Source organism: Cronbergia sp. UHCC 0137, assembly GCF_034932285.1.
GTDB lineage: Bacteria > Cyanobacteriota > Cyanobacteriia > Cyanobacteriales > Nostocaceae > Cronbergia.
Genome location: NZ_JAYGHC010000002.1, coordinates 158239 through 174470 on the forward strand (window position 1 = coordinate 158239; position 16232 = coordinate 174470).

Annotated in this window: 12 protein-coding genes; 6 read left to right on the forward strand and 6 right to left on the reverse strand. The window is 40.5% G+C overall.

Going from position 1 to position 16232, the window contains the following annotated elements:
- Nucleotides 1–169 precede the first annotated feature (169 nt).
- Together ctaD and VB711_RS01465 are read right to left on the reverse strand one after the other, a co-directional pair.
- Nucleotides 170–1846 carry a cytochrome c oxidase subunit I gene (gene ctaD / locus VB711_RS01460; protein WP_323283892.1) on the reverse strand — a complete coding sequence of 559 codons (1677 nt, stop codon included), beginning with the start codon at nucleotides 1844–1846 and terminating at the stop codon, nucleotides 170–172.
- Between the two features lie 239 nt (nucleotides 1847–2085).
- Nucleotides 2086–3057 (reverse strand): cytochrome c oxidase subunit II, encoded by a 972-nt coding sequence (locus tag VB711_RS01465; RefSeq protein ID WP_323283893.1) that lies wholly within the window; start codon nucleotides 3055–3057, stop codon nucleotides 2086–2088.
- 403 nt (nucleotides 3058–3460) lie between these two features.
- Between VB711_RS01465 and VB711_RS01470 the strand changes: the two genes are divergently transcribed.
- Together VB711_RS01470 and VB711_RS01475 are read left to right on the forward strand one after the other, a co-directional pair.
- Nucleotides 3461–4396, forward strand: a complete 936-nt coding sequence (locus tag VB711_RS01470) for a heme A synthase (RefSeq protein WP_323283894.1) — start codon at nucleotides 3461–3463, stop codon at nucleotides 4394–4396.
- 186 nt (nucleotides 4397–4582) lie between these two features.
- Nucleotides 4583–5536 (forward strand): heme o synthase, encoded by a 954-nt coding sequence (locus VB711_RS01475; RefSeq protein ID WP_323283895.1) that lies wholly within the window; start codon nucleotides 4583–4585, stop codon nucleotides 5534–5536.
- Nucleotides 5537–5937: 401 nt separating this feature from the next.
- Here the strand turns inward: VB711_RS01475 and chlP are convergent, their stop codons facing one another.
- A complete protein-coding gene (gene chlP / locus VB711_RS01480) occupies nucleotides 5938–7158 on the reverse strand; it encodes a geranylgeranyl reductase (protein WP_323283896.1) in 1221 nt (406 codons plus the stop codon).
- 343 nt (nucleotides 7159–7501) lie between these two features.
- On the opposite strand from chlP, the gene VB711_RS01485 reads away from it, so the two are divergent.
- On the forward strand, nucleotides 7502–7996 hold the full coding sequence (locus tag VB711_RS01485) for a DUF2141 domain-containing protein (RefSeq protein WP_323283897.1): 495 nt from the start codon (nucleotides 7502–7504) through the stop codon (nucleotides 7994–7996).
- 108 nt (nucleotides 7997–8104) lie between these two features.
- On the opposite strand, the gene VB711_RS01490 is transcribed toward VB711_RS01485, so the two are convergent.
- Complete coding sequence (locus VB711_RS01490) at nucleotides 8105–8476, reverse strand: hypothetical protein (protein WP_323283898.1); 372 nt, start codon at nucleotides 8474–8476, stop codon at nucleotides 8105–8107.
- A gap of 656 nt (nucleotides 8477–9132) precedes the next feature.
- On the opposite strand from VB711_RS01490, the gene VB711_RS01495 reads away from it, so the two are divergent.
- Nucleotides 9133–10476: a type IV pilus twitching motility protein PilT gene (locus VB711_RS01495; protein WP_323283899.1), complete on the forward strand. Its 1344-nt coding sequence runs from the start codon at nucleotides 9133–9135 to the stop codon at nucleotides 10474–10476.
- A 103-nt stretch (nucleotides 10477–10579) separates the two neighbouring features.
- Nucleotides 10580–11335 (forward strand): circadian clock KaiB family protein, encoded by a 756-nt coding sequence (locus VB711_RS01500; protein WP_416233545.1) that lies wholly within the window; start codon nucleotides 10580–10582, stop codon nucleotides 11333–11335.
- A gap of 22 nt (nucleotides 11336–11357) precedes the next feature.
- Here VB711_RS01500 and VB711_RS01505 read toward each other — a convergent pair whose 3' ends face one another.
- Together VB711_RS01505 and VB711_RS01510 are read right to left on the reverse strand one after the other, a co-directional pair.
- Nucleotides 11358–12503, reverse strand: a complete 1146-nt coding sequence (locus VB711_RS01505; RefSeq protein ID WP_323283922.1) for a SpoIID/LytB domain-containing protein — start codon at nucleotides 12501–12503, stop codon at nucleotides 11358–11360.
- Nucleotides 12504–12862: 359 nt separating this feature from the next.
- Nucleotides 12863–15055, reverse strand: coding sequence for a polysaccharide biosynthesis tyrosine autokinase (locus tag VB711_RS01510; RefSeq protein ID WP_323283901.1), 2193 nt, complete (start codon nucleotides 15053–15055; stop codon nucleotides 12863–12865).
- Nucleotides 15056–15733: 678 nt separating this feature from the next.
- On the opposite strand from VB711_RS01510, the gene VB711_RS01515 reads away from it, so the two are divergent.
- A complete protein-coding gene (locus tag VB711_RS01515; RefSeq protein WP_323283902.1) occupies nucleotides 15734–16102 on the forward strand; it encodes an EamA family transporter in 369 nt (122 codons plus the stop codon).
- Nucleotides 16103–16232: the final 130 nt, after the last annotated feature.

The window sequence follows — 16232 nt, forward strand, 5'->3', positions numbered from 1 at the left end:
ATTGGGAATTGGGGATTGGGGATTGGGGATTGGTGATTGGTGATTGGTGATTGGTGATTGGAACTTAGAACTTGGAATTTGGGAGTTATCATGACCCATTACCCATGACCCATTACCCATGACCCATTACCCATGACCCATCACCCATCACCCATTACCCATTACCTAACTAAATAGTTGGATAAGGCTGATCAGGCTGAATACTTAACGCTGGTTCAGCATCTCTTTGATGTACACCATAGTCATAGGGTCCAGTAGTTAAAACTGGGAGTTGTTCAAAATTTTCAATTGCTGGTGGTGAAGTAGTCATCCATTCTAGAGTCAAAGCCCGCCAAGGATTATTAGAGGCTTTTTCACCATACAACCAACTCCAAATGGCATTAATCAAAAAGGGTAATGTGGAAACTGCCAGAATATAAGACCCGTAGGTACAGATTTCATTCAACGTCGTGAACTTAGGATCATATTGGGCAATACGGCGATTCATCCCCATCAACCCTAATTTGTGCATGGGTAAAAACGTCATATTTAAACCCACAATTGTCAAAGCAAAGTGAACCTTACCCCAAAATTCATTCATCATCCGTCCCGTCATTTTCGGAAACCAGTGATAAATGGCGGCAAAAATTCCTAATACACTACCGCCAAAAAGAACATAGTGTAAATGGGCAACAACAAAGTATGTATCGTGGACGTGAATATCAAAGGGGACTGCGGCCAACATGACACCACTAATACCACCAATCACAAAGGTACTCAGAAAGCCGATCGCAAATAACATGGGGCTGTTAAGTTGAATTTTACCACCCCACATCGTTGCCAACCAGCTAAAAATTTTGATGCCAGTGGGTACAGCGATAATCATGGTAGTAATCATGAAAAACATCCGCAACCAACCGGGAATACCACTGGTAAACATATGGTGCGCCCAGACGATTAACCCTAAGAAACTAATAGCTAGGGATGAATAGGCGATCGCTTTATAGCCAAATATCGGTTTACGGGAATGAACCGGGATAATCTCCGAAATTGCGCCAAAAAAGGGCAAAATCATAATGTAAACTGCTGGGTGGGAGTAAAACCAGAACATATGCTGGTAAACCACCGGATCACCACCACCAGTTGGATTAAAAAATGCTGTCCCTGCAACTAAATCAAAGGACAGAAGAATCAAAGCCCCGGCTAAAACTGGTGTAGAGATCAACACCAATGCTGAAGTCGCAAACATCGCCCAACAAAACAAAGGCATTTGATGGACACCCATGCTGGGAATACGCATTTTCAGGAGAGTAACAATAAAATTGATTGCCCCTAAAATTGACGACGTACCCAACAACAACACACTCATAATCCAAATGGCCTCACCCACCTGGCCTGTTACCAAACTCAAAGGAGGGTAAGAAGTCCAACCGGCATCGGGCGCATCACCCACCGCTAAACTAGCGATTAACAATACACCTGCTGGGGGAATCATCCAAAAAGCTACAGCATTTAACCGGGGGAAAGCCATATCTCTAGCCCCAATCATTAGGGGAATCAGATAATTAGCAAATCCCGCCCCGGCTGGAACAATCCACAAAAAAATCATGATTGTGGCGTGGAGTGTAAACAGGCTGTTATAAACTTCTGGAGTGACAAAATCTACATCTGGTGTGCGTAGTTCTGTCCGCACCAAGTCAGCCATTACGCCGCCAATGCAGTAGAAAATAAAGGAAGTAACAAGGTATTGAATCCCAATTACCTTATGGTCGGTGCTGAAAGTAAAGAAATCGAGCCAATGTCGTTCTTTTGGTTCTTCCAGATGAGTAGCGATATTAGGAGTTTCTGGTAACTGTACTTGTGTCATGGTTGTTCATTGATTAGTTACCTGATTTTTCGCAACATTTTCAAAATGCGGAACTTCAGGATTGTAATTCAAAACTTGAGGATTGGAACTCAGACCTTCAAGATTGCAATTTAGAACTTTAGGATTCTAATTCAAAATTTTAAGATTGAAATTCAGAAATTCAGAACTTAATTACATAAATTGGTAGTTAGGGCAAAAGAAACAAGAGAAAAGAATTAATATTTTCTGTTTCCTTTCTATTAATTATGAATCTGATGCAGCATTTCTGAATGGATTCCCATTTGTTGAGTGTAAGGGGCAAGAAATTCATCTGGGGATAAATTGCTAGAGTTAACAGCAACAGCTTGATTAAGAGTTTCATGACTAGCGATTAGCTGTTCCTGCATCCAGTTATCAAAAGCTTCCTGTGACTCCACCACCACTTGCGTTCTCATAGCGCCATGATAGGGACCACAAAGTTCAGCACAAATTAAAGTGTACTCACCCATTTTTCTGGGAGTGAAACTAATTTCTGTTTGTCTACCGGGGATTACATCTTGTTTGAGGCGAAACTCTGGTATCCAGAAGGCGTGGATAACATCATTAGCCGTCATATTCATTTTTACTGTATGCCCAACGGGGATGTGTAACTCACCAGTAGTAACTTCTGTGTCTGGATAGGTAAAAATCCAAGCATACTGAAGAGCGGAGACATCAATCTCTAAATCTGGTGATTTTTCAGCCTTGTCAGGACTTGCGCCAATAGTAGGGGCTACCATACCAGATGGAGTGTCATTACTTAAAGTGGCAGCAAAAGCACTTCCCGGCATAGACATAGATTCTTGCATCATCGGTGCTTGATGGGCAGCATGAGGATCAAAACCACCGATGTCGTTGTAAACTTCAAAACTGTAGATAGAAATCCCCAGGACAATAACTGCTGGAATCGCCGTCCAGAGTATTTCTAAAGGCACATTACCTTCAATTGGTGGTCCATCTTCATTGTCACCTGCACGACGACGATATTTGAATGCACAGTAAATTAAAACACCTTCAACAACCAAGAATATGCCCGTAGAAATGGTCATCATGGCGTTGAACAAACCATCTATTAAACCTGCTTCATCGGAAGCTGCTATAGGCAACAGCCCATGATTTTGTCCGTACCAAAGGCTGGCTAGTGTTAGCACAATACCAATGAGTAACGTCCAGATAGAACTTGGAATTTTCACGGCTTACTTAAAAATGAATTGACTACGTTATTGCCAGACCACTCACTTACTAAGGTAGTGCAGACTATAGGATATTGAGCCTAAGAGTCCGAAATTTTTATTAATTTTTTTAGGCTAGTTACCCAAAGTTGAGTAAAAGGGATTGAGGTGCGATCGCCAAGAGTAAATCAAAATTACTCTAGAAATTTAAGGAAAATTTTAGGAAGTTGTAATTTATTTCCAGTTATTCAATATTCACATCTTAAAAAATACCTAAATCTTACAGCGAAAAGTAGCTGGAGTGATTCAAAGTATAAGTGAAAGCCAATCTATAAAATTCTAACTGATCGGTTAGGGTGGAGATAAGACTGGATCGTTAAAGTAACAAAGAAGCACTACCTCAAGCGGGCGGAAGGTATCGTCAATGAACGAATGTGTCCTACAACAACAAAATGAAGCGGCAGCCCTACAGCAAAAGCCCAAGGAAGTAATTCGTCGCTTGGTGTGGAAAATTTGCATAGCCACCTTGATTTTGATGGCCATAGGCAGTGCCACCCGCGTGATGAATGCTGGGCTTGCTTGCCCAGACTGGCCTTTGTGCTATGGGGAATTGGTTCCAGCTAAACAAATGAATTTCCAAGTCTTCTTGGAGTGGTTTCACAGATTGGATGCGGCTTTGATTGGTTTTAGCGCGATCGCTCTTGCTGGTTTATCCTGGTGGCATCGTCGTTCTTTACCCAACTGGCTACCTTGGGCATCGACATTTGCCTTGTTTTTAATCGTCTTCCAAGGCATCTTAGGAGGACTCACTGTTACTCAATTGCTGCGGTTTGATATCGTTACCGCCCATTTGGGAACAGCGCTATTGTTTTTTATTACCCTGCTGATTGTCGGCACAGCGCTCGCCCCCTATCAAGCTACGGGAACTGTTGGCAAGTTACCTTGGGTCGGTTTAACGTCAGCTATTTTGGTCTATTTACAAAGTCTTCTGGGGGCTTTGGTGGGTTCTCGCTGGGCTTTACACCAATGCTTCGCCGGGGATCAACTTTGTGGGGTGATGTATAGCCATATTATTGGGTTGGTGCCGCCCACAGTAGCTATTTTGGCACTGGTATTTATGGCCTGGCGCACACCAGCATTAAACCCTGCTTTACGCCGATTGGCAAATATGGCTGGTGGTTTGTTGTTTTTACAACTCCTGCTAGGAGTCGCCACTTACCGCTTACATCTACAAGTAGAGCCTCTGACTGTTTCTCATCAAGCCGTAGGTGCTACTTTACTCGGTACTTTGGTGGCTTTTACGGTCTTAGCGTTACGTGATTGGTTTGCTAACCGAGAAATCAAAGCTTACTCAGTTTAGTAATTCTACAAACGGGAGCTTGCTGATCAAACTGATAAACCGCGTCTACCTTGAAACCTGTAATTGTTTATTGATTCAGGTTCTCAAATCAAAGCCTGTGCTGTTAACCGTGAGCAAACTGGCAAAGGGTTTTCAATTTGGATGAGGTTTATTTAATTTGTTGAAAAATAAGGAAAGAGAGCCAAAATGATTGAGACTAATGTCTCTCGCCACCACGACACATTTCTCCAAACTGTTCACAGTTACTACCAGCTAACCAAACCACGGATTATTCCGTTGTTGTTGATTACCACTGCTGGGAGTATGTGGATTGCGGCAAAGGGAGAAGTAAATCCATTTTTGTTAGTCATTACTTTGATTGGTGGTACTTTGGCTGCTGCCAGCGCCCAGACAATTAACTGTATCTACGACAGAGATATAGATTATGAGATGGAACGGACGCGCCATCGTCCTTTGCCTTCTGGTAAAGTCCAGCCTCGTGATGCTTTGATTTTTGCGATCGCTCTGGCTGCAAGTTCTTTTACTCTATTAGCAGTATTCGCCAATCTTTTGGCAGCATTTTTAGCTTTTTCTGGCATTGTCTTTTATATTTTGGTCTATACCCATTGGCTAAAACGTCACAGCACCCAAAATATTGTGATTGGTGGCGCTGCCGGCGCAATCCCCGCTTTGGTGGGTTGGGCTGCGGTGACGGATACTCTAAGTTGGGCGGCTTGGCTAATTTTTGCCATTGTCTTTTTGTGGACACCCCCCCATTTTTGGGCTTTGGCTTTAATGATTCGTGATGACTATGCCAAGGTGGGTATTCCAATGTTACCTGTGGTAGTGGGTGACAAGGCCACTGTTCGACAGATTTGGTACTATACGGTAATTACAGTTACAGCCACGGTGCTGCTGTTTTATCCCCTACACGCCAGTGGATTTGTTTATGCAGCGATCGCTCTGATTTTAGGGGGCATATTTGTTCATAAATCTTGGCGTTTATTACAAAACCCAGAGGATCGCACTGTAGCTAGAGAGTTGTTCCTCTATTCCATCTCTTACATGATGCTGTTATGTTTGGGAATGGTGATTGATAGTCTGCCTATTACCCACCGTTTGGTAACTGCGGTGATTGATCGGTTTCATTTATTTAGTTAGGACTCAAGGCGATCGCATTTTCTCTTGATAGTGCGATCGCTCTCAACTACGACTTACGCGGAAATTGGAAAACGTTCGCGTAGCGTGCGTGCAGCGCATACCGCAGAGGCGCAGAGGACGCGGAGAAATAAGAGTTTGAGAGATATTTTGGGTCAGTCCTAAAAAAACAAGTAATGAGACAGAGTTAATTTCACAACTGGTTTTTCTGTTCCCTGTTCCCTCTCTCAACGAATGAATTTAATTTTGTCCCACTACTTAGGAGCATGGATTTAATAAGGTGTCAAACTTTGTTTGAGGTTTCTTGTCATACACCAAAACAACAACCGAAAATTACAGGTTATTTCATCCAATATCCTTAGTAGAGATATTCCACTGGAACATCTCTACTTGTTACAGGTCTTCTAGGGGGCTAGAGCGTTACCGCGAATTAAACTACCAATGGTTTTGGCAGTAATTTTTAATTGGGTAATGGGATTAGCAGGAACTACGGTTTTATACAAATAACTATCAAAAGTTAGTTTTTGAACATCCATGTCGCCACACATTTCCACAAATGCTTCACGGGTAGCATCAGAACGATAGAATACGGTTTGTAGGATATCTAATACTTTGTAGGTTAGACCGTATTTTTTATCCCAACGCTTGATGTAAACTTTGAGGTCTTTTTCTGTAGGAATCCGCGCCCCACTGTTAGAAGTTTCCACAATGGTTTCAGCGCACATCCGTCCAGATTTCGCCGCAAAGTAAATACCTTCACCAGAAGATTTGGTGACGTAACCGGCCGCATCTCCCACCAAAGCAATCCGACCAACAACGCGACGAGGACGGGGATGTTCGGGGATGGGATGGGCTTCTACTTTGATAATTTGACCACCAGCCAGTTTTTCTACCGCCCGGGCGCGAATCCCAGCTTGTAATTGTTTAATACTGGCTTTGTTAATGTGCATTGTGCCAGTACCCACTGCTACGTGATCGTATTTGGGGAAAACCCAAGCGTAGAAGTCAGTGGAAACGTCATCGCCAACGTACATTTCGGCTAAGTCGTTGTAGTATGCCATTTTCTCTGCCGGGAGGCGGATTCGCTCTTGGAAAGCGATCGCATAGTTATAATCCCCCGCATCCATCTCTTTCGCAATTCGGGAATTTGCTCCATCAGCCCCAATTACCAAATCCACTTTCAAGGTTTTAGCAATCCCTTGTGACCCACCTTCTGTATGATCAACATAATGAATGGTATAAGGATCAGTGTTATTTGTTGGTATATCGAGTTTATGAACCGTGGCATTAATTAAAGTTGCACCTAATTTCGCCGCTCGATTCCGCAAGAAACTGTCCAAAACCTCACGGCGGCACATTCCTATATATTCATCTTCATTAATCAAATTGATATCGACCTCACGATTTGAGGGTGATATCATTTTCATCTTCCGTACTCGACGGTCGATAATTTCCGGTGGTAGGTCAAATTCACTCACCATACAAAGGGGAATAGCACCCCCGCAAGGCTTGGCGTTATCTAGCTTGCGCTCAATCAGGTAAGTTTCAATTCCAGCTTTTGCCAGTGTTTCAGCAGCAGATGAACCAGCTGGGCCTGAACCAACAACAGCAACCCGTAGTGTCAAAGGTTTTCTCCCAATCTTTACATTGATCGAAAGTATCGTATCATGGACTTTTGGCTGATTTGCCTCTTAACCTGTTAGTTTTAGGATAAATGCAATATTCCTTAATATTTCGACATAAATAACGAGAGTAAATGCTTTAATTAATAGAGTTTAGTCAATGGTAATCATTGGAAGGGGTAGGGGGCAGGAGGCAGGAGGCAGTGGGCGTATTGCAATAAGCGCCCTACTTTGATTTCACAAATTGGATCATCTTTTTTATGGATTTCTCTTAGCGATCGCTATGTTGATGATCACTAATTTAGAGTATATTTTAAACAGGTTTTATAAAATACAGAGTAAATGTATGCAGTCAAAGTTGAAAATTAGATTACGCAAAGGTTTCAGCTTAGGGCTGATGGTGCTGCTGCCGGTCTTGGGAAATTTGGTATTTTTAGCTAACACCAGAGCAAACATCATCAATAGTAATTTGACCGTTGAAGTAGATGGACTTAAAAACCAAACAGGACAAATTTGCTTCACTATATTTTCTGATAGTGAAGGATTCCCTGATAATGACAAAAATGCCTTACAAGCTCAGTGTGTGAAAATCACCGAAACTCCTCAAAAACTGGATTTTAGCGACTTAAAACCAGGTAATTATGCCATTGCCCTTATTCATGATGCCAATGAAGATGGTATCCTTAATCGCAATTCTTTCGGCATTCCTACAGAAGGTTTTGGTTTTTCCAACAACCCCACAATTCTTACAGGTCCGCCCAAATTTAACGACTCAGCCGTTTTAGTAGTAGGTCCCAATACAAATATTCAGATTAAGTTGCAATATTTTTTGAGCAACTGATTTTACACAAGTCTGGGGACTGGGAAAGCTGAACATGAAAAAACCCGGCTGAACCGGGCAGATGCACTGTTGGTTAAATTGTTCAATCGTTAAATTGAAAAATTAACGTTATTTAACTTCGCAAGTTAAAGGGCAAGCCGCATAAACTGAAGTATGCGCTTTGTCTTCTTCTCCATGCAACCAATTTAACCATCTAACTTCATTAGGATGAATACCTTTAGCAGTTAGTACACCAGCCACAATCAACACTGCCATCACATTAAACATTACAAGACAACCTGCTACAAGCAGTACAGCACTAACAGGCAGCACAGATTGTAACACAATTGATAACAGGCATCCGACCGTAGCCATTAACACAACTAATGGAAAACCGACAACTAGCAAGCACACTGCTAATGTAAAAGTCCAAATTAAAAAGCTTTTAATCATCAACAAGGAGTACGTCTTTCCTAGATTAGAGCTTTGAGCCGAAACCATGACTTTTCCTCCTAAAATACACAGCAAAGGTTAACTTCAAATACATTACTCGCTATTTAATAAATAAATTTGCGAGTTGAGTAAAGTGATTCAATGAAACCTATCTTATAAAACCCTGGGGAAAAATGAGCATTTTTTTACTAAACTTTACACTTTATTTTTTGTAATTATGAATGTAATGCCCAATTAGGCTTGGAGATGCAACCTTGGTTTCGCCATCTGTCTACAGGAATATAACCTTTTGAGGACACAAGCCATAGATTAATCCCCAGAACCTATTTTTGAATGACCTTAACATTTCTTATCAAACTTGATATTATTTCTCATAATTCCGTGACATAGTTGAAAATATTAGGAGGAGTCAGAAGTCAGGAGTCAGGAGTCAGAATTAAAACCCTGTTGTGAAACGAGTTTCATCAATGGCTTACGCCAAGCTGCGCTAACAATTGATGTCCTAACCACCTTGTCGGTTGCTATACAACCCTTTTTAGGTGAGCAGCACTACATCTTAATTTTTAAATAATATAAAATAGTGTTAAAAAAGACTGAATTATTGGGCAATATTTACGAGAAAGTATCGAGGAATAGTCAGTGTAAAATAAGGTTATACTGAATTAAACAATTTTAAATAATTTTGATTTGCAAGTGTAAAAAATATGGCAGAATCACCTCCCCGGAATTTACCACCAACACCGCCACCACCACCACCAATGGCTTCTAGGCAACAGCAAGCTCAACAACCGTCGAACATCAACGATAGGAAGGCGAATACGGTGGCTGATGAGGTGAAAACACCGATTAAGGCAGAAACAACGATTCCTCGCGCTAAAGCGGCATTACCAACGGCGGAAACTGCTCCTGTTGCAGCCCAAAATTTAGGGAAACAACAACAACCCCCACCACCACCAATTACTACAACTACACCAAAAAGTCCGACTCAGACCCTGACCTTAGCCTATCTAGTCCAAGAAGCTTTTGATCAGGGATATTCTGACGTTCACTTAGGAGTAGGTGAAGTACCACGGTTTCGTAACCGAGGAGAAATCCAGATGACGGATTATCCAAAAATTGACAAAGAAACCTTTATTGGTTGGTTACGGGAGATAATGACTGATGCTGAGATTCAACGGTTTCAAGACACCTTAGAATTTGATGGTGCAACTCAGTACGAATTTGCCCGTGTACGGATCAACATTTTTGATTCCTTGCGTGGATATGCCATGGTATTACGGTTGATTCCATTGAAAATTTTGTCTATGGAACAGTTGAAACTACCACCTATATTTCGGGAAATTTGCCATTACCACAAAGGTTTTATTTTGGTGACTGGACCAACTGGTTCTGGTAAATCAACGACAATGGCAGCGATGGTTGATTATATTAACCGAGAAATGCCTAAGCACATTATCTCAATTGAAGATCCAATTGAATTTGTTCACGAAAGCCGTAAATCGTTAATCAAACAACGGGAAGTGGGAATGCACACGCGGAAGTTTGATAATGCCTTGAAAGCTGCCTTGCGGGAAGACCCAGATTTAATTATTGTGGGGGAAATGCGGGATAAAGAAACGGTGAATACGGCTTTGAAGGCTGCTCAAACGGGTCACTTAGTGATGGGAACTCTCCACACCAACAGTGCTGTAAAAACAATTGAGCGGATTTTGAATCTGTATGCAGGTGAAGAGCAGGACGCAATGCGGGTGGCTATTTCTGAATCTTTGGTATCAGTAATTGCCCAGGGTTTGTGTCGCACAACTGATGGTAAAAGGGCAGCTTTTCACGATATCTTAATTAATAATGAGGCAGTGAAAGAATGGATCAAAGATGGTAAATATGATGAAATCACCGAATTGATGAAACAAGCCAGCTATGATGGGATGATAACGATGAATCAGTCATTGTTCAATCTTTACCAAGACGGACGAATTACGGAGGAAACTGCTTTAGAAATGTCACCGACTCCTAACGAAATGGCACAATTTCTCCGGGGTCGAGTTTAGAAGATGTTGGTTGAGGAGTTCAGAAATGTAGAAGTTTGATTTGCTGAACTCCTTTTAATTTTTACGGAAAAATTAACTATCACCGTAGCCGTTTGTGAATCAAATAACGACAGAAAAAGTGTCTATACCCCAATTGTTTAAAGGTATTGCTCTGTTTACACCTGGAGGAGATTTAATTTACTGTATTGATCCTAGTAAGCAGGGTCGATGGCATTTACATTTATGTGTGGCTTTGCAGGAAATTCTGGATTTATCCGAACCGCCGCATTTTTTAGTACCTTGTTATAGCGCAACTATTGATCATTGGTTAGATCCTCGGAGTCAAAAAGTCCAAACTTTTGCCGAAGCTTATCCGGCTGTGATTCGGCATCATGCTGTATTGAACGCAGTTTTTGGCACAGGGGATTTAGTATGGCAAACAGCGCCTTGGCAAGAAGGATTTTGCGATCGCATGGTATTGTCAACTTATCGTTCATCATTTCCCCAACTTTGGGAAGACCATGATTTGGTTGTGCGGTTAGACTTAACTGATGTAGCCCCCCAATATCAACCAAGGGTGATGAATAAACCTGTGGTAGTTAATACTCAGTGTTATGTGTTGCGTTTGTTTGTAGCTGGTCATAGCGTTACCACTGAACGGATTTTAACAAATTTGCACGAATTATTAGAGCGATCGCTAAAATATACCTATACATTAAAAGTGATTGATGTTTTAACCCATCCAGAACAGGCAGAAATAGATCAAGTGTCTGCAACTCCTACCCTAGTGAAAGTTTGGCCTCAACCAACTCGGCGTATTGTTGGCGATATGGATAATGTAGATAAACTCTTACAGATGTTAGGAGCGCAGGAGAAGTAGGCGAAAGGAGTCCTCCCCTGATCTACTTAGCCTGAATCGGGGTTAAAGCCACACCTTTATAGTAATGCCCCAAAATTTGCAGATGGTTTGCTCCACGTTGAGCCAAAGTATAAGCACCCCATTGACTCATACCTAAACCATGACCATGACCCAATCCTTGCAGAACAAAATTACCATCAGCGCCCTTAGTCACGCTAAAACGGGTACTTTTTAACTTCAGCGCAGTCCGAACTGCCTCACCTTCCAGTACCTTAGTACCCTTGTCACCGATAATTTTTAGGGCTTTAACACTGCGGAAAGGAGAGAAAGTTTCAGGAATTAGGTTTGTGACATTACCCACTCCAGCAATTTTGGCGCTAACTTCCCCAGAGGAGAAACTTCTGACCCAATTACACGCACTGATATTTTGATCAAAATCTGGGACAGCACGTAAATAAGGCAGAGCATTTCCCCAAACATCCTCTACATTTTCAGTATGTCCACCAGAACAAGCATGAAAGACAGAGAGAATAATTTTATTATTGTGGGTGAGAACTTGGCCGGCCGTAGAATCTACTGCATTGTAAATGCTGCGAGCTTCACTGCTGACACCCTTGTAAATTTGCCAACGATCAGGAGTATCACCTAAATCATACACAGGGTTATTACGCTGTTTCTCTCGTTCAAAAAGAGCATAAGTACGAGCAGCGATCGCTTGAGCCTTGAGAGCTTCTTGAGGCCAACTCGAACTCATTTCCCCACCCAACACACTGTAGAGATATTCTTCCAAATCCACCCAATTAACCGCCGTTAAACCCTTTTGGGTGGGTACAAGCAGCGTTCTACCACGATACCAGCGATCGCCAATATAGACGAAACCCTTACCCTTTGGTTCAATCCAAAATAAACCAGACTTCCACCTATCCAAGGCCACTCCCCCAGGAACAGCTTGAGCAGAAAATGCACTCATCCCTGGTAACTCTCCCAGAGTCTTACCACTACTATCTTTTACCACAGCAGTCGTAGAAGCACCTACATTAACTTGATTTACTTCCCTTTGAATTGCCACACGCAAAATTACAGAAGCTTGAGATGGAGCAATCAAAGCCAACCAAAAGAAGATACCTAACCACCAATGTCTTCCTTTCAACGAAGAAAATAATGCACCTAAATAAAGTTGGAATTTCATCATCATTGTTAAATAAACAAGCGCCTACTATTCAGATAAGACAGTTCTTTAAAACAAGAAGTTGCCACATCTCCCTAATTATGCCAGCAAGAAACAAAATTAGAGGATGCACTTTATTCGCGTATGTAGAAGACTTCTTGCAAAAGTCGTGATTTTCAAATTTTTCTTTGCGCCTCTGCGCCTCTGCGTGAGCTTTTCAAGAATATTCTTGGCTACACCAAAGTATTTGGTATTGATTTGGTGCAACTTCACACAGAATTGGTATTAGGCAACATTAATGTATTCTCCTCATTACTAGGTCAGCCTCCCAATCTCAAACTTTAGTATGCCAGTTGCCTAAATCCTGAACAACTCAAATTTTAAGCAGAAAAATTGGCCTCATTGGCCACAATACCAATTAAATTCAACTTACTCAAAATTTCCGTAGCTTCCATCAGTTGTTTTGGCGTTACCTTACCAACACCTCCCACCAACACAACCCCATCACAACAAGAAGCCAAAATTCTTGCATCTACCGTATTTAAAACAGAAGGCGCATCTATTAACACCAAATCATATATCTGCTCAAAAGTCTCAATTAATTGTTTCATCCTTCCAGAACTGAGCAAACTCACCACATCTTCTGGAGTAGGGCCAGCCGTCAAGATATCAATCAAAGGGTGAATCGGCTGAATATAATGATCAAGCTGAGTATTAATATCATCTACCAATAAAAGAGACAATCCCCAATCATTTGAGAGTTGGAGAATTGTATGTAAACTTTTTGAAGACGAAGGTTCTTCTAGACGTAAATTAGCATCAATTATCAATACCCGTTGATGCATTCTAGCTGCACTAGCACCCAATCCTAAAGCCAAAGTTGTTTTACCTTCTCCAGGTAAGCACGAAGTTAACATCAAAGACTTACAATCCGCAGAATCCTGGTAAATCTGAATATTTTGGTAAATCATATCCAGGGTTTCATGGTTAGGTAAGTGAGGTCTAGTTTCTATAATTGAAGTTTTCAAATTCTGTTTTCTATACCCAAATATCTCCTTTAATTTATGCTTAAAACTCCGTTTGTTTAAACTCGGCACAGATCCCAATAACAAGACATTGGTTAGGCTTTGTAAATCCTGCGGCGAAACAATTTTTTGATTCAACCATTCCCATATCAAAGCCGAAGCCACACCTAAAAATGGACTAATTACCACCCCACTTAATATTAAAAACCATCTACGATAACCTATCAAAATCCCTAAATCTGGCTCTTCTAATACCTGCCAATCGAATCCAGCTAAAGCAAGTCTCATACTTAAAGACTGTTGTGATAAAAGCACTTGCTGACGAGCTTGGCGATTAATATCTACCTCTGCTCGCAAATTATTATACTCCGCTATTAAAGCTGGGTATTTGCTTAACTCCGAATGAATTTTTTGTTCAGATTTAGCTAAATTATTCTCATTAGCCATTAATCCAATTGCAGTTGTTTGTAACTGATTTAATTCATTCACCAACTTAGGATCAAAATCTGCCGGTGGTTTGACCTGATTATTAATATTAGTAAGTTGATTTTTTAGCTCCTGTTGAAATAATCCCACTTGAATTTTGTACTGATCTTTTAGCTTTTTGACCACAGGATAATGATCGGTGTAGCGTATACGCGCCTCAACCAAAGCCATTTCTGTTTTCTTAATTTCACTGAGTAAAGCTTGGTATCGACTTGATCTACTCAAACTGGCAGCAGCTTGGGCATTTTGAATTGATAAAGCGACTTTTTGGGCTATGTTATCGTATCGAGCTTTTACATCTTGTAATTGAGCGCGAGTAGTTTGCCGTTGTTTTTGAATATTGGCAACAGACTCCAGCAGAATTTTACTTTGGACTACAGGATCAACTATATTATGCTTTTTACGAAATAGTTCTAATTGTTTTTCTGCCTTTAGAGCATCTTTTGTTGCCTTGGGCAATCTATCATGAATAAAACCTAGTCCTTGTTCCAAATTTTGCTTTTTTTGCTCTACATTATAGTCTTGATAGACTCTTTGCAATGCTTGTAATACCCTTTTTGTTTTGATTGGATCACGGTCTTGAAATGAAACTATAAATACTTGATTACCCTGTGCTGAATTGGTTATTGGATTTACCTGTAAAGACACTGGATTACCTGCTTCATCTTTACCCTTAATATCTTCGATAGTAATATTAGGATAATTAGATCGTAGTAAATTTACAGCCCTTTGTATCAGATTTGAACTCGCCATTAATTTCATCTGAGTCATGTACTTTGCAGATAAAATCGGAGAATTGGTTAATTCATTTTTTATATTTTCCTGGTTTTCATTTGACAGTAATTTTTCATCCAAATTAAAACTGACCATCACCTGCATAGAACTTTGGTACATAGGTTTGGTAATAATAGCCAGCAAACTTGTAACTGACATCACTATACAGGAAACACCTAATATAAAATAACGCCGACGAGCTATAGTTGTTGATATTTGTCTGATGTCAACCACTTTTTGTGTATAGGTATTAACAAGTTTTTTTGTATTTAGACCAGTTGTATCCACTATATAAGTCCTCTAATATCGAAACAATATATCTAGAAGCAGATTTTTGACAAGATTTTGAGTTAAGGTATACTCAACTTTTTTTTACTATGTTTACAGAACTACTTTTATTTATTGGTTTAGAATAGCTGCTGCGTAGTTATCAATTCTTCTAGATATAGATTGAATCAGCATAGAGATCATAAATTTTTGTCTAACATTGATTGAAAATTTAATAAAGAAAATAATCTGACAATTCTGAATAGCAGAAATAACAAGAATTCATCCCGATGAAATTAAATTCACTAAGGAGTTATGGAAGGCGATCGCTCAGTTTAAAATTGAGAATGACAGCAGTTTTTGATTAAACCCATCACAAAAATAATTTGTACATCTGCGTTTAATTCCTCTTCTCTTTATAGTACACTTGTTCGTATCCGGCGGGCGATCGCACCAGTCGTGTGGTTGGTTGATCGTCACTTACGCAGTTGGAAATAATACTAAATGCCAGGTAGAAGACGCAGTAATGGCAGCATTTTCTGTATTTTTTACACAATAATCTTACTTAGGCAAATAAATTTTATAGGACTTACGCATTGACAAAAAACATCATTCATGTAGTCTAGATAAAAGGTTGAAGTGAACAAAATATATGTGTTTTGATTGCATAGGTATCTCTAACCATAAAAGGTAATCTCTGTGTCAATACAAGAATTTAGTTTACTCCTCTTCTCAGTTGTCATCAGTGTTGCTGGACAATTTTTTTTAAAAATGGGAGCGATCAAATTAGGTAAAGTTGATGGGGCGAACATGATTAATCTCATCCTCAACATGATCACCATACCAGAATTATTATTAGGACTAAGCTGTTATGGTATTGGGGCGATCGCCTACATACTTTTACTGACTAGAGTTAATCTCAGTGTTGCTGCTCCGGCCGTATCAGTTGGTTATATATTTTCTGTATTATTGGGGTATTTTATTTTAAAAGAACCGATTTCTATGACCCGTGTGTTTGGATTAGGTTTGATTGTCACGGGTGTGATATTAGTGATTTGGCGAAAATAAATTTATTGGGTATGATCAGGCTGAAGTGCTGGTTTCAGGTCTGCAACTTTCAGCCTTTGAATACTAACTAGGGTTTGCGGAAAAAGTCCTTTCGTTAGGGCTAGAAGTCAGGAGTCAGGAGTCAGGAGTC